This window comes from Paenibacillus sp. FSL L8-0644, from assembly GCF_038008165.1.
GTDB classification, from domain to species: domain Bacteria; phylum Bacillota; class Bacilli; order Paenibacillales; family Paenibacillaceae; genus Paenibacillus; species Paenibacillus polymyxa_D.
In genome coordinates this window covers 5094975-5117752 of sequence record NZ_JBBOYN010000001.1, presented here as the reverse complement: position 1 = coordinate 5117752, position 22778 = coordinate 5094975, and the positions used below count along the sequence as shown (strand labels likewise).

Below are 22778 nucleotides of genomic sequence, written 5' to 3'. Positions count from 1 at the left end.
GGGAGAGAGACAGCATGAATACGGCGGCAACAGGAACACTTTACGGCGTAGGCGTGGGGCCGGGTGATCCCGAGCTGATTACAGTCAAGGCGTATCGCATGATTCAGGAATGTGCAGTTGTGGCTTATCCGAAGAAACGCCGGGGGGGCAAATCGTATGCTCACGAGATCGTGGAGTTGTACGTCAACCCGGAGGAAAAGGAGATGCTGGGACTCATTTTTCCAATGACCAAGGACCCGGTTGTACTGGAGCGGGAGTGGAACAAAACGGTGGTTGCATGCTGGGAGGCACTGAGTCAAGGCAAGGATGTAGCCTTTGTCACAGAGGGAGACCCTAATCTGTACAGTACCTTTATTCACTTGGCACGACTCATGAAGGATCTCCATCCAGAGGTGCCAATTGTATCTATTCCGGGCATTTCGTCTGTGTTGGGCGCAGCGGCAGCGCTGGAATTGCCTTTGGCAGACGGAGATCAGCAGGTCGGTATTATACCGGCTACGGATGATCGGGAAGCGATGAAGCGGGCAATTGAGAATCACGATACGGTTGTATTTATCAAGGTTGCCAAGGTACTGGATTTGATTTTGGATGTGCTGGATGAGCTCAATCTTGGGGACTGTGCATCGGTCATTACCAAGGTCACTTCTCCTTATGAAATGGTATGGCGCAACGCACGTGAGCTGCGCGGACAGGAGCTTGAATATTTGAGTTTAATGGTGGTGAGCAAATGACGTTGGAGCCCAAAGTATATATCGTAGGAGCAGGTCCAGGAGACCCGGAGCTGATTACGGTCAAAGGCTCCCGGATTCTACGCACGGCCGATGTGGTATTGTACACGGATTCACTCGTGAACGACGAGTTGATTGCCACGGCCAAACCAGAGGCGCAGGTATTGCAAAGCTCAGGCATGGATCTGGAGCGGCAGGTTGAGATTATGAGCGAGGCTGTGCAGGCTGGACGTAGTGTAGCTCGCGTACATACAGGCGATCCGGCAGTGTATGGAGCCATTTTGGAACAGATGGTGTTGCTGAAGCAGCGCGGAGTAGCCTACGAAATCGTACCGGGCGTCAGCTCGGTCTTTGCTTCTGCGGCCGTGCTGGGTGCAGAGCTAACGGTGCCTGACCTGACACAGACCGTCATTCTGACGCGTGCCGAAGGCCGTACACCTGTACCGGATCGGGAAAAGCTTCGTGACCTGGCATCCCATCACTGTACAGTGGCCTTATTCCTCAGCGCAACACTGGCGAAGAAGGTGGTTGTTGAGTTTCTGGCGGCAGGCTGGAGCGAGGACACGCCTGTAGCGGTTGTACAGCGCGCGACTTGGCCGGATCAAAAGATCGTACGCACGACGCTTGCTCAATTACCCGCCGATTTGCGTGCAGCAGGCATAACGATGCATGCTATGATCTTGGCGGGCTGGGCGCTCGACCCAGAGCTGGTGGACAAGGACGCGCATCGTTCCAAGCTGTATGATAAGTCGTTCACCCACGGCTACCGGAAGGGAGTGAAGCCCGGTGAGTAATCCATTTGCCGCTGTGGCGATCACGAAGCATGGAGTGGAAATGGTCCGCAATCTGGGAGCCAACTTTCCGGGCACGGATGTGTATTACATGTCCAAGTTTGAACGTGGCGACGAGCAGGAGCGTGGCATTCAGTTGTTCGAAGGCTCGGTCAAGCTGATTTTGCCGGATTTATTTAAACAATATAACGGTATTATTTTATTTATATCTCTCGGTGCAGTGGTTCGTATGATTGCACCAATTTTGGTGGATAAAAAGGTAGACCCGGCGGTAGTCGTCATTGATGATCGCGGGGAGCATGTCATTAGCGTGCTGTCCGGTCATTTGGGCGGCGCCAATGAATTGACCCGCCATGTAGCCGCTGTGCTGGGCGCACGTGCGGTAATCACAACTGCATCGGACGTGCAGGGCACAATTCCGGTGGACATGTTGGGTCGGGAACTGGGTTGGGTGGTCGATAGCTTCGACAAGGCCACTCCCGTGAGCGCTGCTGTTGTAAACGAGGAGCCTGTTGCGCTCATACAAGAGACAGGCGAACGGAACTGGTGGCGTTATGACAAGCCTGTACCTGGACATATCAAGGTATATGCTTCGACGGCAGAAGCATTACAAGAACCGTTTAACGCCGCGTTGGTCGTGAGCGACCGTTTATTGGAGCCGGGGGAAGAGGAGCAGCTTCTTTCTAATGGCGTGCTGTACCGTCCGAAAAGCTTGGTGCTCGGCATCGGCTGCAACCGTGGGACTGCATTAGAGGAGCTGGAGGCGGGTGTGCTGAACACCTTGCAAGAGCTGCGTTTGTCCGTGAAAAGCGTACGGAATATTGCCACCATTGATTTGAAGAAGGACGAAGAGGGCTTACTTGCCCTTTGCGCCAAATACGGTTGGGAACTGGTGACGTATACTCCGTCAGAGCTGAATACGGTGCAGCTTCCCAATCCATCGGAAACCGTCTTCAAATACACTGGCGCATATGGGGTCAGTGAACCATCAGCCTTGTTGTCTTCTGGTGCAGACCATTGGCTATTGGAGAAGAAAAAAAGCGGCAATATGACGCTGTCTGTAGCGCGGGTTTCCTATGACTGACATCATGAAGCAGGCTGTACAGTCTGATACGTCTGCCGCTACGCGCAGAAGCCGTATTGTTGTTGCCGGAACAGGCAGCGGGGCAGGCAAAACGACTGTTACCCTCGGGCTGATGAAGGCGTTCGCCGACAGCGGCCTGCGAGTGCAGGGTTTTAAATGCGGGCCGGATTATATCGATCCGACCTATCATACTGCCGCGACTGGGACTTCTTCCCGTAATCTGGATTCATGGATGACCTCACCAGATACGGTGCGTGAAATCTTTATCCGTGCTTCCGCAGGCGCGGATATTTCCGTGATTGAAGGCGTCATGGGGCTGTATGACGGCAAGGACCCGCTCAGCAACACCGGCTCGACCGCTGAGATCGCCATGCTGACGGACAGCCCTGTATTGCTGGTGGTCGACGTGCGCAGTATGGCACGAAGCGCCGCCGCTATTGTGCTTGGCTTTCAGCGCTTGGAGCCCAAGCTACGCATTGTGGGCGTAATTGTGAATCGCTGCGGTAGCCAAGGGCACTATGGCATCGTCAAAAAGGCGATCGAGCAGGAGTGCGGCATCCCTGTGCTCGGCTGGTTAAAGCGTGATGACGGGCTGGATATTCCCGAGCGTCATCTGGGTTTAGTACCCGCTGTGGAACGCGGCGAGCTGGAGCCGCTTTTCCAACGGGCGGCAGAGCTGATCCGCGCGGGTACGGATCTGGATGCACTGCGGGCATTGGCAGATTCGGCTCCGCCGCCCAGCCCGCCCGAGCACCCATTATTTTCCCTGAATCGGCTTCCATCAGCAGGGCATGAAGCTGATACCGGGGAACGTCCCGTCATTGCCGTCGCCAGAGATGCTGCGTTCAATTTTTACTACCCGGAAAATATGGATTTGCTGCGTCAGGCGGGAGCAGAGATTGTCTATTTCAGTCCGCTGGCGGGAGAACGCGTACCTGAGCAGGCAAGCGGCCTATACCTGGGCGGCGGTTTCCCTGAAGAGTTTGCCGCAGATATCGCTGCAAATACGGGTTTTTTGGAAGATATCCGCAACGCGGTGAGCCGGGATATGCCAGTATTCGCCGAATGCGGCGGTTATATGGTACTGGCACGGACTCTTACGGATCGTATGGGGAATGCCCATCACATGGCCGGAGTTATTCCGTCGGACGTCCGCATGCAGGAGAAACGGGCCGCACTGGGATACCGTGAAGCAACCGCTTTGCAGGATTGCTTACTGCTGAAGGCTGGAGAGACAATTCGGGGACATGAATTTCATTATTCTGTCATGCACTATGACGAATCATCCGCCCCCTACTCTTACGCCTATCAAACCAAGGGAATGCGTGGTCTCCAGAGCGAGGGCTATACGAAAGGGAATCTTTTGGCAGCCTACACGCATGTTCATCTCGCTTCTCTTCCCAAAGCGGCAGCACGCTGGGTGGAACAATGCCGGGCTTACAGTCCATAGTTTTGCAAACGAGTCCACCATTTCATATAAACAAAAAGAAGCCGATTCCCTGAAAGGGGCCGGCTTTTCTAAATTTCAATAGATTTAAACCTTACATGGTATGGAAGCGTATACATTACTTTTTTGGTGGTTCACTTACATGAGCTTTTTCAGCTGGGAAATCCTTCCCTGACTCACGCCAAGCATGGATGCGAGTTGTTTTTGTGAAGATGCTGGATGTTCTTCCATAAGCTCTCTCATTTTCTCCAAAATAACGTCTGTGCGCTGATAAATTTTTTTCATATGCATGTTTTGCTTAAGTGGGGGTGAATGGGTTTCAGTCGCTGTGACCGGAACTAAATCTTCCGTTTTCATCGAGGCCGCACATTCATCGCAGATAAACTGATCTTTAAAATAGGTGTTAGTATCAACCGCACCGCAAAATATACAGTTGGTTGATTTGTACTTACGGAGCATGAGTGTCTGGTCTTCAATAAAAAACTCTAATGGATCGCCGATGTCAATCTCCATCGTCATGCGCAACTCTTTAGGAAGCACAATTCGCCCCAAGCTGTCCAAGGGCCGGGTCATTCCAGTCCTTTTCATTCATGCAACCTCCCCGGTTTTTTAAGATTTATAGAATGTATAAGGTTTGAGGCAATTCTTATCAATTCTATAACCGCAAGCATAAATTTCTTACAAAAAGCGGCCCTTTATTGTTAATCAAGCATGGACGCACTTTTTTTCTTACGAGTATACCATAAAGAGGCCGAATCGCCATCGTTCAGATTTATAAATTTTGAATAAGTTTTAATAAGTTTATTCCGAGCGAACATATATGCTATAATCTTCTGCTAAAGGATTTAATAGGCCGTCTGTAGAATTATTTATATATGCCGTAGCTCGGACAATGATGGCGGTGTTATGGGAAATGAATGAGGGCCAAACAGAATTTTCTGAGCGTTTTGACCCCACAAACAAGAATGAATGACACGGACCCCGCCTTTAAAGTCCTTATATACAAGTCAGGCAAGGAGGATTTATCATGGAAAAAAGAAAAGCATTGTTGTTAGGAGATTATTCGTATCCGGAGTTTCACCCGCTGCAAGGGGTGGACGAAGAGATTAGCCATATTTTACAAGATTGGATGACGGTACAATGCAGTGAAAATCGTAAAATGCTGCTCAAGGAAAATCTAGCCTCATTCGATCTATGCATCTCGTATTGTGATAGCCGTAAGGAGGTTCTGTCTCCTCAACAAACAGCAGGACTGCTGTCCTATGTTAGCGGCGGAGGTGGACTGCTTGTGCTGCATAATGGAATCACATTGCAAGGACGTTATGAAATAGCACAGCTCATGGGAGCACGCTTCCTGCGGCATCCGGCAGCGGAGCAGCTTTCCTTCAAGGTAACAGAGCCGGATCATCCGATTATGGAAGGAATCGAACCGTTCGAGATGCAAGAGGAGCCATATCGTTTTGATTTTGATCCATTCACTGAAAAAACACTACTGATGGAATACGAGTATGAAGGTCAGTGGTGGCCGGCTGCATGGTCACTGTCCTATGGCTTGGGTCGGGTCGTCTACCTGATGCCTGGACATAATCAGCCAAGTTTCCAGCACGAGGGATACCGTAAGCTGCTGCTTCAGGCTGCTAAGTGGGCTGGACGCTTTCCGGGTTAAACATAGATCATTCCATTCATTGAGGAAGGGGAGCTGCGAGCTTTATGCGGCTCCCCTTTTCAGGTTATACTAGTAGGTAATCACAGGTAGGGGAGGATATATTATGAGCGATTTGTTCAAAAAAGCCATCTCATTGGGGTGGGGCCTCACCGTTGTCAGCAAAGAAAAGGTGGAGAAAGCCGTCGAGGATCTTGTAAACCGCGGAGAACTTGCGCCTTCGGAATCCAAAGCACTGGTCGATCGTCTGATCGAACGAGGGGCAGAGGAACAGGGACAATTCAAAACAGTGATCCGCGAACAGGTTAGCCGCATTTTGCAGGAGCTGGAAGTACCTACCGAAAATGATGTCACAAGTTTGGAGCAGCGTGTGGCATTGTTGGAAAAACAGGTAGCGGAGCTGGAAAAAGAAAAGGCGGCGCTTACGGGTTCGAGCGACGCTGAAGAAGCGAACCGGCTGGATTAAAATGGCGGTTCGTATGAAGCACGCCGGTCGTTACCGGGAAATTGCCATGGCGCTGGCGCGTCATGGCTTTGGCTATATGGTGGAAGAAATGGGACTGTTCCAGCTACTGTCACTGCCTCGCAAGTGGCTGACGAGAGAAACTCCCGAGTCCAAAACGTTAGGTGAACGGATTCGACTTGTGCTGGAGGATCTGGGGCCTGCATTCATCAAGCTTGGACAGTTGGCAAGCACACGTGCTGACCTGCTGCCGGAGCCTATTATCCGTGAGCTGGTTAAGCTTCAGGATCAGGTACCGCCGTTTTCATCTGAAACGGCGCGTGGCATTCTGGAGCAGGAGCTGGACACGTCATTAGAGGACATACTGGTTCGTTTTGACGATGTTCCGCTGGCCGCTGCTTCGATCGGGCAAGTGCATTTGGGCAAGCTGCACAGCGGCGAAATGGTCGCCATTAAAATCCAGCGTCCTGGCGTCAATCGCATCATTCGGCGAGATTTGGACATTTTGCGGGAACTGACCGCAATGGCAGCCAAGCGCTGGGAATGGGTAGAGCGGTATCAGCTTCGCCAGATGGTAGAGGAGCTGGGGAGATCGCTCATTCAGGAGTTGGATTACAACCACGAAGCCCGTAATACAGAGAAGATTGCGCTCCAATTTGAGCAGGACCCACATATCTATATTCCGAAAATATACTGGGATCATACCTCTTCCCGTATACTGACCATGGAGTTTCTAGACGGAACTCACTTGGGTAGTCGTGAAGAGCTATTACGCCGTGGATATAACTTGAAAGAACTGGCGCAGCGGCTGGTGAACAGCATGTTGCATCAAATTTTTATAGAGGGATTTTTTCATGCCGATCCCCATCCGGGGAATTTACTCGTTCTGAAAAATGGTAGTCTCGCTTATTTGGACTTTGGCATGACGGGAAGGCTGAGCGAAGAGATGAAGAATCATCTCGCTTCCCTCATTATTGCCCTGATGCGCAAAAATACCGATGCCATGGTTCGGTCTATCGCACGTTTGGGGCTGGTCGAACCGGATACCAACCTGAATGCGCTACGTGCCGATCTGGACAAGATACGCGAAGATTACTCAGACGTTCCTTTTTCACAGGTCAGTATTGGTGATGCTTTGAACGACCTGTTTGGCGCAGCGCAGCGCCATCGGATTGGTTTGCCGTCGGACGTCCTGTTGCTAGGCAAGGCGTTGCTGACACTGGAGGGGGTCGTGGAGCATCTGGACCCTGATCTCAGTATTATCGCTTTGGCTGAGCCCTTTGGTAACAGGCTGCTGAAGGAACGCTTCAGCGGTCGTCGTATCCGAGGCAAGCTGCTCGGCGGTGCGACTGAGCTGGTGGAAGCGCTGATGGAACTGCCAGGACAGGCGAGGCATTTAGCCTCGATTATCGGCAAGGGCAAGCTTAAGCTGGAGGTTACTGTGCCGGAGCTGGAAATGCTTCTGCGCAGGCTGGATCAGATCAGCAACCGCCTGTCATTCAGTATCGTGCTGTTAGCGTTCAGCATTATTATGGTCGGACTGATTATCGGTTCATCGCTGAATCATCAGGCGACCATGCTGTGGAATGTACCTGCTATTGAAATCGGCTTTGTTGTCGCTCTCTTAATGGTTGCCTTTTTACTGTATTCCATTTTTAAATCGGGAAGGTTTTAGATACCGACCAGAAAGGAGAGTTATGGATACTCATAAGATGAACACTGCCCTAATGGATGGTCTCCAAATTGCAGAGGTGCCTTGGCACCGCCTGACTACTCCTTATGGTAGAGGCACGGAGTTGCCACAATTGATATCCAATGGGGAGTACGCAGCCATTGCTGATCTGATAGAGCATCAAGGCACACTGTGGCAGGTTACGCCGTGGGTGTTACTCTTCTTATTGCGTAATTTGCATACGAGAAATTCGGATGATATCACGCCGAGTGAGTTGGAACTGTACCATGCGGTTGTTGGAGCATTGGACATGGAAAATGCACAAGAGGATTCACAGAAGTCTGTTGAATCCCTAACCATGCTGCTGGACGAAAAATATCTATGGTCAGCAGACAGCGATCCAGAAGAAGATGAACTGGAATGGGAAGAGGAAGAAGCACGTGGTTATGATCCGGTAGCTTTTTGGAGTTATTATGACTATAGCTATCGATTATTGAAGCAAGCACTGCCTGACTTTGAGAGTTTACTCCAGCACCATGCAGACTCTGAGATTGCTGAAGCCCTATCGGAGCTTGTACAGGAATTGCGAAAATTTTAAGTATAAGAAAACGAATTAAACAAGCTATGAACGGAAACTAATCTTTTGCTAAGGAGTGATTTTAGTGGCAAAAAAATTAACGGATATACATCGAATACGTCTCCTAAGTCTCCTTCGTGATATTGGGTTTGAACCATCAAAAGTTACTATAGAAAATAAACAGGGGGAAACTGAGGTTATTGATTTAGAGTCCCCGTTACCAAAAGGGTTGCAAGCTGTTTTAAATTCTCGAGGCAGTCTAAGCAAGGAGCAATTACTTGAGATCGAAGAGAGTGTTAAACAATCCAGAGAGGATTGGGATTAGATGGGGTATCTATTTGATACGAATGCAGCTATTGCCCTTCATAGACTTGACTCATCTTTGGATAGAGTAATACGACAAGCTGAGAAAGATAAAGAGAATATCTTCTTTTCTGTTATAACTCAGTCCGAGTTTATAGCCGGGTTGCCTACTAATACTGACTTAGATTCGATACCTTTTCTTGGCGGGGAATTTATTGCAGTTAATTCAGAGATCGCAGTTAAAGCGGGGCGTATCAGAAGAGAACAAAAAGATAAGTTTGCAAGAAAGCTCAAGACCCCAGATGCATTGATTCTTGCGACAGCTATTATAAACCAATTGGTACTGGTTACGGCGGATCAAGATTTACAGTTCGCGAAGTCTGAGTATGAAGTTAAGGTGATCAACTTTAGCAGGTTAGAATCTTAGAAATTGCGAAAATTTTAAATATAAGAAAACGAATAAGATGAAGATAATGAACGATATTCCAAGGGAATAGATGATTTCTTTCTGTAAACAGCCTTTTAACTCATTCGTCTCTGCGAACCCCTTACGTTATAATGATGGACTGAATGTAACGGACCGGGTCGTTTGAGAGAGACGAACTGAATGATAGGAGAGCCTTGGCGATTGGCAGCTGGACGGATGCCCGAAACCACACGGGTTGCGAGTCAACACGCTACTCTCTGTAAATATAGGAGGCTGGAACGAGACAGTATGAATCTTAGACAACAATGGTTCGGTAATATCCGGGCCGATATACTTGCGGGCATGACTGTGGCGCTAGCACTAATTCCCGAGGCGATTGCCTTCTCGATCATTGCGGGGGTCAATCCCATGGTCGGACTGTACGCCTCCATCTCGATGGCCATTGTCATCTCTTTTGCAGGTGGACGTCCGGCGATGATCTCGGCAGCAACCGGGGCCGTGGCTGTACTGGTCGTTGGTCTGGTGAAGGATCATGGCGTGGAATATCTGTTTGCAGCTACCATTTTGGCAGGAATTATTCAAGTGCTGCTGGGTGTTTTGAAAATAGGTCGCTTTATAAGCTTTATTTCACAGCCAGTCATGACCGGGTTTGTGAATGCGCTGGCGATCCTCGTCTTTATGGCTCAGCTTACTCATTTTCATGGAGCCAATTGGATCATGTACGCGATGGTAGCGGGGACGCTGCTCATTGTGTATATTTTACCGAGATTTGTGAAAAGCATCCCCGCTCCATTGACGGCAATCATCATCATGACGATCATTACGTATGTATTTGGATTGAATGTGAAAACGGTAGGAGATATCGGGACGCTGACCAGTTCGCTGCCTTCATTCCACTTGCCGCAAATTGAGTGGTCGTGGCATACTTTGCGGATCTTGCTGCCGTATTCCTTTACGATGGCACTGGTTGGACTGCTGGAATCGCTGCTGACAGCCAGTATTTTGGATGAAATGACCGAAACGAAAAGCAATAAAAACCGGGAAGCCCGCGGGCAAGGGATTGCCAACTTTGTAAATGGCTTTTTTGGGGGTATGGGTGGTTGTGCCATGATCGGACAATCCGTCATTAATGTAAGCTCAGGCGGAAGAGGACGTCTGTCCACTTTCACGGCTGGAGTGTTCTTGGCTTTTCTGCTGCTTGTGCTTGGCGGTGTTGTAAAGGAAGTGCCCATGGGCGCATTGGTGGGTGTCATGTTCATGGTGTGTATCGGAACCGTGGATTGGAAATCGCTGCGAAACATTGCCAAGGTTCCAAAAGCAGATACGTTAATTATGGTGGTCACGGTGATCATCGTGGTGGCTACGCATGATTTGTCCAAGGGCGTAATCGTGGGCGTACTGCTAAGTGCTCTGCATTTTGGCTGGAAAATGGCTAAAATCCGCATCAGTACGACTGAGGATCATGAAGAAAAGGTGTACCATGTTAGGGGGCCGATGTTTTTCGCCTCAACGTCTCATTTCGTTGATCATTTTGAACCTACGGATGATCCGGACCGCGTTGTAGTGGACTTTAGCCATTCACATGTGTGGGATCACTCGGCGGTTACTGCCATTGGCAAGGTGCTGCAAAAATACAGAAACGCAGGTAAATCTATTACCTTACAAGGGTTAAATGAGGAAAGTCGTTTAATTGTAGAGAAGCTCGGCGGTCCTGTAGTTACAGAGCCACTCGTGTGATGAATCGTATAGCATAAATCAAAGCTTGAAATGAAATTTATTCATTTCAAGCTTTTTTATTTATTTCTGAAATAAAACAACATTTTTCTTTCCTAAACCATAGATAAATATGACAAATTTTCATCAAAGTATTGACGTAATAATTAGGCAGGAATACAATCATTGTTATTAAGCAGAGCAAATACATAGGAATAATCGAAAATTGAAAGGTATGCACATATGAACTTAGACTGGGACTTTATTGTAGAGAGCTTGCCGTTATATGGAGAAGCCATGTGGCTGACGTTGAAGATCGCCTTTTTTGCTATTCTGTTTTCACTAGTCGTCGGTTTGCTATGCAGCATAGTACTGTATTACAAGGTGAGGGGAATTAGCGGCATCATTGTTGCCTATATTGAGCTTTCCCGAAATACGCCGCTGCTTGTACAGCTATATTTTCTGTATTACGGGTTTACCAAAATAGGTCTGCATATGAGCGAAATGACGTGTGCCATTGTGGGCATGACCTTTTTGGGCGGGGGTTATATGGCTGAGGCATTCCGTGGTGGAATCGAAGCCGTAAGTAAAACGCAAACGGAATCCGGGCTGAGTCTCGGACTGTCCAAGATACAACTGGCGAGATATGTTATTTTGCCACAGGCTTTTGCCATCAGTGTTCCGTCTCTGGGAGCGAATGCGATTTTTCTGCTCAAGGAGACCTCCATTGTTGGCGCCATTGCTTTATTAGATCTGATGAATGTGGCAAAAGACCTGATCGGCATGTACTACAAAACGACAGAATCGCTAATTCTGCTGGTATTGGCATATCTCGTCCTGCTTTTACCTTTGTCGATACTGCTGACGTGGGTGGAAAGGAAGGTGCGATATGCTGAATTCGGGGATTAATGTGCTCTTTGAAGGTTCCAATTTCGAGCGTCTATTAGGGGGATTACTCGTTACGCTGGAGATTGCGTTACTTTCCATTATTATCGGTACTCTATTAGGTATTTTGATGGGGTTGCTGCGCACCTTACAATCAAGACCGATTCGGTTTGTGCTGAGATTATATTTGGAGACATTCCGCATTATTCCGATTCTGGTGTGGTTGTATGTCGTATATTTTGGATTTACGCCTTTGTTGAATGTGAATATCAGCGGAGAATTGACAGCAATTATCGTATTCAGCCTGTGGGGAGCAGCCGAGATTGGTGACCTTGTTCGGGGTGCATTGGAATCACTGCCCAAGCATCAGGTGGAATCCGGGCAGGCACTGGGACTGACATATGGGCAGTTATACCGCCATGTACTCATTCCCCAGGCGGTGCGCCGAATGCTTCCCGGTTCTATTAATTTGGCGACACGGATGATCAAAACCACTTCATTAGTAGTGCTGATCGGTGTAGTAGAAGTGGTCAAGGTCGGACAGCAGATTATTGAGCTTGGTGTAATCAAAGCGCCCTCGGCATCCTTTTGGGTGTATGGCTTTATTTTCATATTATATTTTCTCGTATGCTATCCGTTATCCAGACTTTCCAAAAGATTTGAACGCAGATGGCAAAATTAGCAGGATGGGGTGGGTGTCATGGGAGAGGCTGTGGAGGTTTTACTCGAAATTCGAGGGCTGCACAAAAGCTTCGAAGACCGAAAAGTATTACAACAGATTAATCTGGACGTAACGAAAGGGGAAGTCGTGGTCGTTCTCGGTCCTTCGGGATGTGGAAAAAGCACACTCCTCCGATGTCTCAATGGTCTGGAACCAGTTCAGAGCGGAGATATCCGTTATAGAGGGCAAGACCTGACGGACAAGAAAGTGAATTGGCGTGAGGTGCGTCAGCATATCGGAATGGTGTTCCAGAACTACGAGCTGTTTCCGCATATGACGGTCTTAGAAAATATATTGCTCGGCCCGCTTAAAGTTCAGCGGAGAAATAAGCAGGAGGCACTTGAGCAAGCGGAGCAGCTATTGGAGCGAGTGGGTCTGCTGGATCGCAAAGATGCGTATCCGAGACAATTATCAGGTGGGCAAAAGCAACGGATTGCGATTGTGCGCGCCCTGTGTATGAATCCGGAAATTATGCTCTTTGATGAAGTCACCGCATCCTTGGACCCGGAAATGGTCAGAGAGGTGCTGGATGTCATGCGAGAGCTGGCCCAACAGGGCATGACCATGATTATCGTGACGCATGAAATGGGATTTGCCAAGTCGGTAGGAGATCGTATCGTTTTTATGGATCAAGGACAGATATGCGAAATGACTACGCCGCAGCAATTTTTTACCCAACCGGAAACAGAGCGTGCCCAGCACTTTCTGGATATATTTCAGTACGAAACGATATGAGCATTTTGCATCAATTCCATGAGCGACTTCCAATCACAATATAGAGATCGACATGTTTCTATTGGTCTCTATATTGCACCCAGAAGCGAAAGAAACCGAATGATGCAAAATGCTGACAAACAGGGGGAGGAATACAGATGAGAAAAGGAATGAAGTTCACGACGTTATTACTGGCTTTGAGCTTGCTGCTTGTTGGTTTGGTGGGATGTGCAGGGGCTGGTAATACCAACGGTAGTTCAGGCTCGGCTAAATTTGCTTCGATTGAGGATATTAAAAAGAATGGCAAGATTCGAATCGGTGTATTTGCAGATAAGCCGCCTTTTGGCTACGTGGATTCGGAAGGGAAAAATCAAGGCTTTGACGTCTATATTGCGAAGCGGTTTGCCAAAGATCTCTTGGGTGACGAGTCCAAGGTGGAATTTGTTCTGGTGGATGCTGCCAGCCGGGTTGCCTATTTGGAATCCAACAAGGTAGATATCATCATGGCTAACTTTACGGTGACCGATGAGCGTAAAGAAAAAGTTGATTTTGCCAATCCGTATATGAAATTATCCTTTGGCATTGTGTCACCTGATAGTGCTCCAATCACCACGATTGACCAATTGAAGGGTTCGGATCAAAAGCTGATTGTCGCAAAAGGAACGACGGCTGAAACCTATTTTACGAAAAATTATCCTGACATCAAGCTGCTCAAATTCGATCAATACACAGAGATTTTCTCAGCCCTCAAAGACAAACGCGGCGTTGCCATTGCCAACGATAATACAGAGCTGATCGCCTGGGCAAAGGCCAACCCCGGCTTTACCGTAACCATCCCGGCCTTTGGTGGTCAAGATACGATTGCACCCGCAGTAGCAAAGGGAAATAAGGAGTTGTTAGACTGGATCAACAATGAGTTGGCAACGTTGGGTAAGGAAAATTTTGTCCATCAAGCCTACAAGGACACACTGACCTCCGTTTATGGAGATGGCTTTACAGATCAACTGGTCGTAGAAGGCGGCAAAGTGGATTAATCATAGTATAAGTTGTTGTTTTAGCATAAAGAAGCGTTGGGACAACAAGCCCAACGCTTCTTTAATATGGGGAAAAAGGGGCTTTAGCAACCTCTTAAATTGTCATGGAAATGCCCACTGGGCTAGTAGTAATCCTCATTCTCATGTTACAGTCCCACTGTCTCTCAATTCCATCTTCAGGAATGTATTCTATAATATCAGCAAGAGTAATAGTCCTTGTAAATCTTCGTTGGCGGGCAAATCTATTCAAAGCATCAAGGATATGGACTAGTGTTTCCAGTTCAAGTCTTTTGGTTTTGCCATTTACCATATCTATTACGGTAGCCGGACGTATTTTTACTTCTACGGCTAGTTTATTTCGGGAAATATCAAGTTCTTTCTAAAATATCGCCAAGTTTAAAATGATATCTCTTATGAATATTCATGATGGAAAATACTTCTTTATCAGTATAGATTCTAGTCACACGTACTCTGAAATAATGATAACAATTATGCTAAATAACAAGGAAAAAAATATCCCTGCCAGGGGCAGAGATATAAGATGCAGCGGACTATTTTGTGAATGTATCAGTGTTTCTCTGATTCATTATCAGGTATATATTCGAGAACATCATGTAGGGTTAATGGACGACCAGAGAGCCGAATCAGTGTTTCCATCACGGTATTAAATGTTTTAAATTCGATTCGCTTGGATGTATTGTTACACATCTCATAGATGGTATTAGGTCTGATTTTTGCCTCACGAGCGAGAGCATTTTTAGTAATCCCGATTTCTCGAAGTAATTCTTCAAGTTTAAAAACAATTCCCATACATACACCTCATTATAGAAATTTAAATAGAAATAGCATTAACTATTGAAGTTTATCTTCAAAGGATATAAAATAACTACAAAGGTTAATCTTGAAAAGTTATAAAATTTACAAATCTAATCTTTAGTAAAGACCGATTTAATAGATGTGAAGGGAGCTAATCTAAATGAACAAAGGTAATTTTGAAAAAGTAAGTGTCATTCTTGGTCCCTGTGATCTTCCGCATATGTATGAGCTTTTTGAGGGCTATCTAATCAAGGACCGTTACGTCATGATGATCGACAATAGCGTGCTTACTCTTCGACATGTAAAAAAGGAAAGACATCATTCGCATCTATATTTTGATGGCGATACAGGCGGCATCACTCTTGCCAGATATGTACAACGTGAGGACATAGATGTGATTACCGAGTTAGTCGAACGGTTGCGCAACATGGATGCATTAAGTTTTCTTACAGACGAGTTGTTATGTAACACATGTCGAGAAGATATAGACTTTGATTTAGTTCGGAATAAAGGACTATGAAAAAATGGCGAACATAAATTCAGCTTCGAATTTTTGTTCTCGTCTTATTTATATAATGTAACACAGAAGCGTAAAAGGGTGAAACGAACACTGCCGTAATAAAGGTACATATTTCCCCAAATGCTTTTGCATCCTAGTAGATTTAATTATATGCAATAAATATAGCGCCAGGCGGGTTTCGAACCGTTCTGACGCTTTTATTTTTAGAACTGTATGAGCCAAACTCATATATTCTTTTTATATCATGTGCAATTTGCTATTGAAGTAGTTGGACGAGATTTTCCCTGCGCTTGGCAAGCCTGCTCCCGAGGCTTACTCCTGCTAAGCTACATTGATTTTCATTATAGTCGTTCAGCATTAACAGCGACATTTAGTTCCATAATAGACTCCAACGCTCAGGAAGACTGTTCCTGAACGTTGTTTTGTACTTAGGACTATGTCTCTAGCAAGGTCTTTCCTGTCTCAGAAAGGTCATATCCCTGAATGGCTCCCAGTTCCCGCCGGAAGCTGTCCGAATGAAGAATCTGCAATATAAGATCAATCCATTCCTGTCGCTCTGGTGTGCGCAGCATGACGATATCGTACTGCTCCTGAATGAGTGGAATAAACTGCACGGACCCCACAATACTGGCGGCCTTCTCGATTCCGATACCAACATCGGCTTCGCCGGAGGCGACCTTGCCTGCCACAGCCATATGATGCGTCGATTCGTCTTCATATCCGAGCAAGGCAGTGCGGTCTATGTGATGAAGACGAAGCTGCTCGTCGAGCAGGATGCGCGCGCCGGAGCCCTTCTCGCGATTCGCCAAACGCAGCCCCGGAAGCGCCAAGTCCTTCCAGCCCTGCAAACCATAAGGATTCCCTGTCTGGACATACAGCCCTGCTTGCCGGGATAACAGACGGATGACGAGATACGAGAAGCCGTTCAGAATTTTGCGAATATAAGGCAAATTATACTCACCGCTGTCGCCGTCCCACAGATGCGTACTGACGATGTCTGCTTTGCCCTGGTACATAGAGATGAGACTGTCCAGACTACCCCCATATGAGCGGAGCGGGCGAATGGACGTCTGTTGGCTCTCAAGATGCTTGACGAGAATGTCGAGGCTGATATCCTGGCCAGTAATGACTGCTGTACTGGAATTCTGCGTCGAACCGCCGGATAGCGAATGCGGCGGGATCATCATGGATATGGGTGTGGGTGATGGGTCGTGCTTCAGCAGTTGGCTTTTGGAGCGCTGCTTGTAAGCTTCGAGATCACTGGCATCCACCCGCATTTGCTTACCTACCCGGTACGAGGGGATCTCTCCTTTTTTGATCAGATCATAGACGGTCAGCTTGGATATCTTCAGTAGCTTGGCTATTTCCTCAGTCGTATAGGATACAGGAGAATTCATAGTAGACCTCCATTAATAACAGTATGATTGAAATGTATCAATTTCTGTGATGTATCATGCACAGTGTCTCATATATTGTACACCAAATCATCTGGCATAACAGAGGCTGGCGAAAAAGTCAGGAACATCAAGCTTCTAAACAGGCATAAGTGATACTTGCCAACTGCTCTTTGGTGGTTTACAAGGATTACCTTCATAGCTATAATGAGATATGAATTTATACTAGTTATATCTAATTATAACTAAACATGATTGAACGGGGGATGGAATTTGAGAAGAATCAAGTCTACGATTGGAAGTCTAGTAGCTATATGGGCACTAGTGGTGTTAGTTGCTTGTGGTTCCCAGAGTGCTGCGCCCGCAGCTTCTGTAGAGCCGGCGGCAACAGCAGCACAAACAACAACGGAGAATACAGCAGGCACGAAGGCACCGGACCAGCAACAGGTGGAGTTGACGATCTCTGCAGCGGCAAGCCTGACGGACGCCCTGAATGAGATTAAGACCGGATATGAGCGGGAGCACCCGAATGTGAAGCTGAACTTTAACTTCGGCGCCTCCGGTGCACTTCAGCGTCAGATTGAGCAAGGAGCGCCCGCAGACGTCTTTATCTCTGCCTCTACCTCCAGCATGAAGGCGCTTGAGGGAAAAGCCCTTGTCAAGAAGAGCAGCACGTTGCTCGCGAATGATCTGGTATTAGTCGTTCCTGCTAAGGATGGAGTGGCGCTCAAGAAACTGGATGACCTGAAGGGACAAGACATCAAGACAGTCGCGATTGGCATTCCTGACAGTGTGCCTGCGGGGAAATATGCACAGGAAGCGTTAACGAATCAAAAGCTGTGGAGTGAATTGGAGCCGAAGCTGGTACAAGCCAAGGATGTGCGACAGGTGCTGCAGTACGTAGCAACAGGTAACGCGGATGCGGGCTTCGTATACAAGACGGATGCACTTTCCACGAAGGATACACGCATTGCGTTAACAGTGGACTCCAAGCTTCATTCTCCGATTACCTATCCGCTCGGTTTGGTAGCTGCCACAAGTCATGAGGAGGATGCACGTCAATTCTACGATTATTTGCAAACCGAGCCTGCGCTCCAGGTGATGGAAAAGTACGGCTTCCGTAAGGCGGAATAGTTGTTGACTGCTGTGAATTGGGCGGAATTTTGGCCTCCGGTACAGCTATCCCTGCAGGTCGCTTCTCTGTCCTGTGTGATCGTGCTGGTCCTAGGAGTACTGGCGGCCCGCTGGATGAGGCGAAGCCGCATACGTGGCAAGCTGGTGCTGGAGACCATTTTCATGCTTCCATTGGTGCTGCCTCCGACGGTAGTCGGGTTCCTGCTCCTGGTCATTCTGGGACGTCGAAGCTGGTTAGGACAATGGATCGAATGGCTGTTCCACGCGTCAGTCATCTTCTCCTGGTGGGCGGCGGTGCTGGCGTCTATCGTGGTGGCATTCCCGCTCGTCTATCAGACAATGAAGACGGCATTCGATGCGGTGGACCGTTCACTGGAGGACTCGGCCAGATCGGCAGGGGCTGGCGAATGGCAGATGTTTCGCTACATTACGCTGCCGCTGTCCTATCCTTCACTGCTGACTGCCGCGATACTGGGCTTCGCACGGTCGCTTGGCGAGTTTGGAGCGACGCTGATGATTGCCGGGAACATTCCGAATAAGACGCAGACGGTACCTACGGCGATCTATGTAGCTGTCGATGCAGGGAATCAGACGATGGCCTGGGCGTGGACGATTGCCATTGTCTTAATTTCATTTATTATGCTGCTTGTTGCGAGAAGGAAGACTTGAGCAAATGAAGCGTAATGATGTGTGTAATGCAGGCAATGAAAGCAGTAAAGTTAATATAGCCTAGAGGAAGTAAAAGAAGCAGAGGTAGTGCCTTAGACTATAAAGCTGTTTGCGCAGGACTGAATACGTATGAACCACCCCACAGGCTAGCGGAATGGATTGAAGAATCGTTGGGATCGTAATAGACTTTTTCATGGAGTCGCCCACCTTTCAGTTGGTTTGTAAGGGTACAAACCAACTAAAAGGTGGGCGACTTTACTTTTACCATTTAGTGGTTAATCAACAGGCCTGTACATTTATTTCTTTTGTGCAAACAGCCATTCAATCATATCCTGATTTTGCAGAGCCGGTACCCAGGAGAAGTGTCCTGTAGGTTTGATAATCCCTGCTTCGTATTCAGTAAAATGAATGAGGTTACCGTTTTGTGCTTTTATGGCAGCTACCATTTCTTGCGAGTTTTTAGGACTAACTGTGGTGTCGTCTGCAGCATGGAAGGCCCAAATCGGAACGTTTTTCAGTACTTCAACGTGTTTAGGATCGACAGGTGCATACATGTTAACGGCTTTTTCATAGTTGGTCAAACCGGCAATGGGTACACCTGCGGCGAACAAGTCAAGATTCTTTTCCAGCAGTCTCCACGTACCCATAGCTCCTTGAGAAATACCAACAATATAGATTCGGTCGGTGTCGATTGGGTATTTTAACGCTGTTTCACGTACCAAATCGGCTACAGCGCTGTTGCGTGGTTCATCCGCCCAAATGAATTTATGTTCCAAGTCAATCGGGCTTTGTGGTGCGATTACGAAGGATGGGTGTTTGGCTTGCTGCTCAGGAGAAGCCCAAGTAACAGCTCCGGCGTTTGCCAGCAAATTTACTCCGTTTCCGTCACCACGTTCGCCGTTTCCGTGCAGGAATACAACCAGAGGGTAGGTTTTGCCGGGCTCAACTTTAGGCTCAAACGTAAAGTAGTTCAGCTTGAAGCCTTCTTTATTTTCAAAGATGCTTTTTTGGAAATCGTCTACGATCGGTGTAATTTTATCTGTTGCTTTTACAGTCTGTGCAGAGGCTGGGATGACTGTTTTCTTTGAAGTTGCAATATCTTTCTTTTGACTAATAATATAATTCAACGTGTTGATGCGGTTAACTGCGCTTGTTGCATCGTAAGTAAGGGTACTTGCATTTTTATCTTGTGTATCCAGCTCAATCACGACATATTTACCATGAGTACTGCGGTTGGTGATGGCTCCAGTATCATTGGTATATACACCGGTCACGGTTCTATCTGTATATACATCATTGAGTACAGATTGAACCTGAAAGCTAGACGTGGATAAAGATGCCCCGTCAATATTGGTGCTGTATTTCAGTACAACAGCAGAAACGACTTCACCCAAAGGCTGTACTTGAGTAAGCAGGGTAGCCTGTGGCGCTGGGACATCTGTTGCTGCTGCGGCAGAGCTGGAGGATGGGAAAAAGATCGTTAGCAGGAACACGAAAGATAATAAAACAAGGGCAAAACGTCTTCTTTGCATGAGATTAATCTCCTTTGGTGTCATTTTTTAAAGCGCTTACTACATGTTCGGGATGGTTAACTGTATGCTGTGGAATCCATACAAATTAAAAAAAAAGGCAAACTCCGGGTACACAAGTGTACTCGGGTTTTGCCTTTTCAGTAACAATCCCACTTGAAGGATAGCACCTTCATTGGAATTTGACAAGTGAAAGCGCTACATTTTTTTGATGTTTTATTAAAAAAGTTTTACTTTGGCAACGGTAATATTATGGTATATAATCTCCTTAACTTAACACTGTTAACTTATATAACGATGTTAAAAAAGGGGATGAAATCATGAACCAATATGATGTTATTGTCATCGGTGCAGGATTGGGTGGCTTATCCTGTGCAGCAAGACTCTCTGCGCTCGGTTACCGAACAGCTGTTTTTGAGAGCCATACTCTGCCTGGCGGTTTCGCAACTGAATTTACAAGAAAGGGATATACCTTTGATGTCTCCTTGCATGGTGTCGGCGGACTCGAGGAAGGAAGCTTTGGTCAGATGCTGAAGGCCTGTAATGCGGACCAGCGAATTGTTCCTCTCCGCAAAAAGCACCCTTACTCCATTCGTTGGGAAGGCCAGAACATTGATATTCCGTCCGATGTTCAGGAGTATGTGCAGCTCCTCAAGAACATGTTTCCTACTGAGGTGAAAGCCATTGACAGTCTATTCGCGGGCATTCGCCGTTTTGAAACAGGCTTTTCTGCTTTTTCTACTCTCACTTCCTGGCGCAAGGCGGTTGGCCTGCTCAAAGCTGGGACCTTTCTCCGCTGGACGCAAATGACCACCTGGGAAGCTGTAAGCCAGTTCGGGTTATCTGACCGCTTCACGGAATTTTTCACCGCGCTGTGGGCCTATTACGGATTGCCTCCAAAGCGACTTGCGGCCCTGTATTTTTTTATTCCCTGGATCGGCTACCACATGGAGGGGACGTATTACATTGAGGGAGGCGCACAGGCTTTATCTAATGCACTGGTTGACGCTATTAAGTCAGCGGGAGGAGAAGTTCACCTGCGCAGTCAGGTATCTGAGATTATACTCGAACATGGTAAAGCTGCTGGTGTCCGTCTGAAAAAAGGGGATGTATATAAAGCCAACTGGATTGTGTCTGGTATCAGTCCCCATCATACCTATGGCCGTCTACTGGAAAACCATGATGCTGCCCGTCGTGAGCTGGAAGCTGTCAGCAGTTTGGAGACTGGCACGTCTCTCACCCAGCTATATCTGGGATTATCATGTGAACCTCATGAGCTTGGCATCACCGAAGAAGACTTAATCCTGCGTAATGAGCCGGATTCGGAGACAGATTATGAAGTAATGATGAGCGGCCAGTATACGAAAGGCAACTGGATGCTCACGAATTATAACGCCATGGACCCTAAGCTCAATGAACCGGGAAAGGGTGTCATCGCAATTACATTTTTGGACAGATTGGAGAACTGGCCTGCCGCACGTCCCGAATATAAAGCCAAAAAAGAAGCCGTGACACAGCAGATATTGGGATGCCTTGAACAGCTGTATCCGGGTTTTAGCAGCAAAGTGATGGTAGCCGAATTGGGCACACCACGCACGATGCAGCGTTATACCGCTAATCCCGACGGGGCTGTTTATGGCTACGCACAAACGGTTCGGCAGTCCGGTATAAAAAGGCTCAAGCACAAATCAGCAGTAAAGCGTCTATCATTGGTAGGGGCCTGGACACAGCCTGGGGGCGGGTTTCAAGGGGTTATGGAATCGGGTATAATGGAAGCTGATCGTATCGCCGCCAAATTGGGGTAGGCAGAAAGGGCAAGTACATCTACTCATGAAACATATCAAACGCCGAGAACGTGAAAGCAATGAGATCCGCCGGAAAATCATTGAGGCCGCCCGATCGCTTTTTCTGAATCAAGGGTATGCTGAAGTCTCCATGCGCAAAATTGCGGATCAGATCGAATATTCACCAACAACTATTTATCATTATTTTGAAAATAAGGAAGCCATTGTAATCGAACTCCTGCTAGAAGGAAATGCCCTGTTTCTGCAGGCTCTTCAGCAACGTGCGGATGAAGCACAGGCAGCGGGATTGAACGCTCTGGACACACTGAAGGCGGTGTCTGATGCGTATGTTCGTTTTGGAACGGCTAACCCGGAATATTACAACATTCTGTTTATCAGCAACCTGGAATCTGTAAGCTTGGTTAGTCTTATAGACAGTGGGAGCCTTAAAGGCTTTGAGCTTCTTGAAGCTGGGCTCAAAGCCGTTATGGAGGAGGGTTCCATCATTCAAGGAGATGAGCGCTTGTTCGCCAGCTCTGTATGGAGTATGCTGCACGGCTTGACTTCTTTGCTCCTGAATTTTGATTTTCCTATGGCACAATCAAATGATGAATTGATTTCATTTACTATAGATACTTTCCTCAAGGGGTTAAGCCGCTGATGCAGCGGCTAACTTTCTTTACCTCACATCACTGTACATGTGAATCCGC

At 47.5% G+C, this 22778-nt stretch carries 25 protein-coding genes; 20 read left to right on the top strand and 5 right to left on the bottom strand.

Features of this window, described 5'->3' with window-relative positions:
* Positions 1-14 precede the first annotated feature (14 nt).
* From cobI to NSS94_RS23150, 4 genes are read left to right on the top strand one after another with little or no spacing between them, the layout of a single operon-like run.
* Complete coding sequence (gene cobI, locus NSS94_RS23165; protein ID WP_340933514.1) at positions 15-731, top strand: precorrin-2 C(20)-methyltransferase; 717 nt, start codon at positions 15-17, stop codon at positions 729-731.
* Positions 728-1522, top strand: coding sequence for a precorrin-4 C(11)-methyltransferase (gene cobM, locus NSS94_RS23160; protein ID WP_160788663.1), 795 nt, complete (start codon positions 728-730; stop codon positions 1520-1522). The genes cobI and cobM overlap by 4 nt, the downstream gene beginning before the upstream one ends.
* Positions 1515-2603 carry a cobalt-precorrin 5A hydrolase gene (locus NSS94_RS23155; RefSeq protein ID WP_341040217.1) on the top strand — a complete coding sequence of 363 codons (1089 nt, stop codon included), beginning with the start codon at positions 1515-1517 and terminating at the stop codon, positions 2601-2603. Before cobM ends, NSS94_RS23155 begins: the two co-directional genes overlap by 8 nt.
* Positions 2596-4053 carry a cobyrinate a,c-diamide synthase gene (locus NSS94_RS23150; protein ID WP_341040215.1) on the top strand — a complete coding sequence of 486 codons (1458 nt, stop codon included), beginning with the start codon at positions 2596-2598 and terminating at the stop codon, positions 4051-4053. The genes NSS94_RS23155 and NSS94_RS23150 overlap by 8 nt, the downstream gene beginning before the upstream one ends.
* 135 nt (positions 4054-4188) lie before the next feature.
* Here NSS94_RS23150 and NSS94_RS23145 read toward each other — a convergent pair whose 3' ends face one another.
* Positions 4189-4638: an AbrB/MazE/SpoVT family DNA-binding domain-containing protein gene (locus tag NSS94_RS23145; RefSeq protein ID WP_025721620.1), complete on the bottom strand. Its 450-nt coding sequence runs from the start codon at positions 4636-4638 to the stop codon at positions 4189-4191.
* Positions 4639-5077: 439 nt separating this feature from the next.
* Here NSS94_RS23145 and NSS94_RS23140 point away from each other — a divergent pair, with 439 nt between their 5' ends.
* The 11 genes from NSS94_RS23140 (at position 5078) to NSS94_RS23090 (ending at position 14222) form a co-directional block, all read left to right on the top strand.
* Positions 5078-5716 carry a ThuA domain-containing protein gene (locus tag NSS94_RS23140; RefSeq protein ID WP_165146049.1) on the top strand — a complete coding sequence of 213 codons (639 nt, stop codon included), beginning with the start codon at positions 5078-5080 and terminating at the stop codon, positions 5714-5716.
* Between the two features lie 103 nt (positions 5717-5819).
* Positions 5820-6179, top strand: a complete 360-nt coding sequence (locus tag NSS94_RS23135; protein ID WP_013312404.1) for a phasin family protein — start codon at positions 5820-5822, stop codon at positions 6177-6179.
* A 1-nt stretch (position 6180) separates the two neighbouring features.
* Entirely contained in the window at positions 6181-7851 is a 1671-nt protein-coding gene (locus tag NSS94_RS23130) for an ABC1 kinase family protein (protein WP_069010059.1), read from the top strand.
* Positions 7852-7873: 22 nt separating this feature from the next.
* Positions 7874-8446 carry a hypothetical protein gene (locus NSS94_RS23125; protein WP_029518579.1) on the top strand — a complete coding sequence of 191 codons (573 nt, stop codon included), beginning with the start codon at positions 7874-7876 and terminating at the stop codon, positions 8444-8446.
* A gap of 64 nt (positions 8447-8510) precedes the next feature.
* Positions 8511-8750 (top strand): hypothetical protein, encoded by a 240-nt coding sequence (locus tag NSS94_RS23120; protein ID WP_016822811.1) that lies wholly within the window; start codon positions 8511-8513, stop codon positions 8748-8750.
* A complete protein-coding gene (locus NSS94_RS23115) occupies positions 8751-9155 on the top strand; it encodes a PIN domain-containing protein (RefSeq protein ID WP_340957183.1) in 405 nt (134 codons plus the stop codon).
* A gap of 288 nt (positions 9156-9443) precedes the next feature.
* A complete protein-coding gene (locus NSS94_RS23110; RefSeq protein WP_341040214.1) occupies positions 9444-10892 on the top strand; it encodes a SulP family inorganic anion transporter in 1449 nt (482 codons plus the stop codon).
* A 219-nt stretch (positions 10893-11111) separates the two neighbouring features.
* The gene (locus NSS94_RS23105; RefSeq protein WP_341040213.1) at positions 11112-11777 is read left to right on the top strand and encodes an amino acid ABC transporter permease; all 666 of its coding nucleotides are present in this window, start codon (positions 11112-11114) and stop codon (positions 11775-11777) included.
* Positions 11758-12435 (top strand): amino acid ABC transporter permease, encoded by a 678-nt coding sequence (locus tag NSS94_RS23100; RefSeq protein WP_029518575.1) that lies wholly within the window; start codon positions 11758-11760, stop codon positions 12433-12435. Before NSS94_RS23105 ends, NSS94_RS23100 begins: the two co-directional genes overlap by 20 nt.
* A gap of 18 nt (positions 12436-12453) precedes the next feature.
* Entirely contained in the window at positions 12454-13209 is a 756-nt protein-coding gene (locus NSS94_RS23095) for an amino acid ABC transporter ATP-binding protein (protein ID WP_029518574.1), read from the top strand.
* Positions 13210-13346: 137 nt separating this feature from the next.
* The gene (locus NSS94_RS23090) at positions 13347-14222 is read left to right on the top strand and encodes a cysteine ABC transporter substrate-binding protein (protein WP_341040212.1); all 876 of its coding nucleotides are present in this window, start codon (positions 13347-13349) and stop codon (positions 14220-14222) included.
* Between the two features lie 94 nt (positions 14223-14316).
* Here NSS94_RS23090 and NSS94_RS23085 read toward each other — a convergent pair whose 3' ends face one another.
* Both NSS94_RS23085 and NSS94_RS23080 read right to left on the bottom strand, forming a co-directional pair.
* The gene (locus NSS94_RS23085) at positions 14317-14538 is read right to left on the bottom strand and encodes a hypothetical protein (RefSeq protein ID WP_341040431.1); all 222 of its coding nucleotides are present in this window, start codon (positions 14536-14538) and stop codon (positions 14317-14319) included.
* 251 nt (positions 14539-14789) lie between these two features.
* The gene (locus NSS94_RS23080; protein ID WP_341040210.1) at positions 14790-15032 is read right to left on the bottom strand and encodes a helix-turn-helix domain-containing protein; all 243 of its coding nucleotides are present in this window, start codon (positions 15030-15032) and stop codon (positions 14790-14792) included.
* A 166-nt stretch (positions 15033-15198) separates the two neighbouring features.
* Here NSS94_RS23080 and NSS94_RS23075 point away from each other — a divergent pair, with 166 nt between their 5' ends.
* A complete protein-coding gene (locus NSS94_RS23075; RefSeq protein ID WP_318627954.1) occupies positions 15199-15558 on the top strand; it encodes a hypothetical protein in 360 nt (119 codons plus the stop codon).
* A gap of 434 nt (positions 15559-15992) precedes the next feature.
* Here NSS94_RS23075 and NSS94_RS23070 read toward each other — a convergent pair whose 3' ends face one another.
* A complete protein-coding gene (locus NSS94_RS23070; protein WP_340933505.1) occupies positions 15993-16955 on the bottom strand; it encodes a helix-turn-helix transcriptional regulator in 963 nt (320 codons plus the stop codon).
* Between the two features lie 270 nt (positions 16956-17225).
* On the opposite strand from NSS94_RS23070, the gene modA reads away from it, so the two are divergent.
* Both modA and modB read left to right on the top strand, forming a co-directional pair.
* Positions 17226-18086 (top strand): molybdate ABC transporter substrate-binding protein, encoded by an 861-nt coding sequence (gene modA, locus NSS94_RS23065; RefSeq protein ID WP_069010053.1) that lies wholly within the window; start codon positions 17226-17228, stop codon positions 18084-18086.
* A 3-nt stretch (positions 18087-18089) separates the two neighbouring features.
* On the top strand, positions 18090-18755 hold the full coding sequence (gene modB, locus NSS94_RS23060) for a molybdate ABC transporter permease subunit (protein ID WP_341040208.1): 666 nt from the start codon (positions 18090-18092) through the stop codon (positions 18753-18755).
* 296 nt (positions 18756-19051) lie between these two features.
* Here the strand turns inward: modB and NSS94_RS23055 are convergent, their stop codons facing one another.
* Positions 19052-20287, bottom strand: coding sequence for a PHB depolymerase family esterase (locus NSS94_RS23055; protein WP_341040207.1), 1236 nt, complete (start codon positions 20285-20287; stop codon positions 19052-19054).
* Positions 20288-20604: 317 nt separating this feature from the next.
* Between NSS94_RS23055 and NSS94_RS23050 the strand changes: the two genes are divergently transcribed.
* Entirely contained in the window at positions 20605-22089 is a 1485-nt protein-coding gene (locus NSS94_RS23050; protein ID WP_069010051.1) for a phytoene desaturase family protein, read from the top strand.
* A 25-nt stretch (positions 22090-22114) separates the two neighbouring features.
* Positions 22115-22729 (top strand): TetR/AcrR family transcriptional regulator, encoded by a 615-nt coding sequence (locus NSS94_RS23045; protein WP_029518565.1) that lies wholly within the window; start codon positions 22115-22117, stop codon positions 22727-22729.
* The last annotated feature ends 49 nt before the right edge of the window (positions 22730-22778 follow it).

Coding starts and splice junctions, on each gene's coding strand:
- cobI (WP_340933514.1), top strand. CDS start 15: ATGAATACGGCGGCAACAGGAACACTTTACGGCGTAGGCGTGGGGCCG.
- cobM (WP_160788663.1), top strand. CDS start 728: ATGACGTTGGAGCCCAAAGTATATATCGTAGGAGCAGGTCCAGGAGAC.
- NSS94_RS23150 (WP_341040215.1), top strand. CDS start 2,596: ATGACTGACATCATGAAGCAGGCTGTACAGTCTGATACGTCTGCCGCT.
- NSS94_RS23145 (WP_025721620.1), bottom strand. CDS start 4,638: ATGAAAAGGACTGGAATGACCCGGCCCTTGGACAGCTTGGGGCGAATT.
- NSS94_RS23140 (WP_165146049.1), top strand. CDS start 5,078: ATGGAAAAAAGAAAAGCATTGTTGTTAGGAGATTATTCGTATCCGGAG.
- NSS94_RS23135 (WP_013312404.1), top strand. CDS start 5,820: ATGAGCGATTTGTTCAAAAAAGCCATCTCATTGGGGTGGGGCCTCACC.
- NSS94_RS23130 (WP_069010059.1), top strand. CDS start 6,181: ATGGCGGTTCGTATGAAGCACGCCGGTCGTTACCGGGAAATTGCCATG.
- NSS94_RS23125 (WP_029518579.1), top strand. CDS start 7,874: ATGGATACTCATAAGATGAACACTGCCCTAATGGATGGTCTCCAAATT.
- NSS94_RS23115 (WP_340957183.1), top strand. CDS start 8,751: ATGGGGTATCTATTTGATACGAATGCAGCTATTGCCCTTCATAGACTT.
- NSS94_RS23110 (WP_341040214.1), top strand. CDS start 9,444: ATGAATCTTAGACAACAATGGTTCGGTAATATCCGGGCCGATATACTT.
- NSS94_RS23105 (WP_341040213.1), top strand. CDS start 11,112: ATGAACTTAGACTGGGACTTTATTGTAGAGAGCTTGCCGTTATATGGA.
- NSS94_RS23100 (WP_029518575.1), top strand. CDS start 11,758: ATGCTGAATTCGGGGATTAATGTGCTCTTTGAAGGTTCCAATTTCGAG.
- NSS94_RS23095 (WP_029518574.1), top strand. CDS start 12,454: ATGGGAGAGGCTGTGGAGGTTTTACTCGAAATTCGAGGGCTGCACAAA.
- NSS94_RS23090 (WP_341040212.1), top strand. CDS start 13,347: ATGAGAAAAGGAATGAAGTTCACGACGTTATTACTGGCTTTGAGCTTG.
- NSS94_RS23080 (WP_341040210.1), bottom strand. CDS start 15,032: ATGGGAATTGTTTTTAAACTTGAAGAATTACTTCGAGAAATCGGGATT.
- NSS94_RS23075 (WP_318627954.1), top strand. CDS start 15,199: ATGAACAAAGGTAATTTTGAAAAAGTAAGTGTCATTCTTGGTCCCTGT.
- NSS94_RS23070 (WP_340933505.1), bottom strand. CDS start 16,955: ATGAATTCTCCTGTATCCTATACGACTGAGGAAATAGCCAAGCTACTG.
- NSS94_RS23055 (WP_341040207.1), bottom strand. CDS start 20,287: ATGCAAAGAAGACGTTTTGCCCTTGTTTTATTATCTTTCGTGTTCCTG.
- NSS94_RS23050 (WP_069010051.1), top strand. CDS start 20,605: ATGAACCAATATGATGTTATTGTCATCGGTGCAGGATTGGGTGGCTTA.
- NSS94_RS23045 (WP_029518565.1), top strand. CDS start 22,115: ATGAAACATATCAAACGCCGAGAACGTGAAAGCAATGAGATCCGCCGG.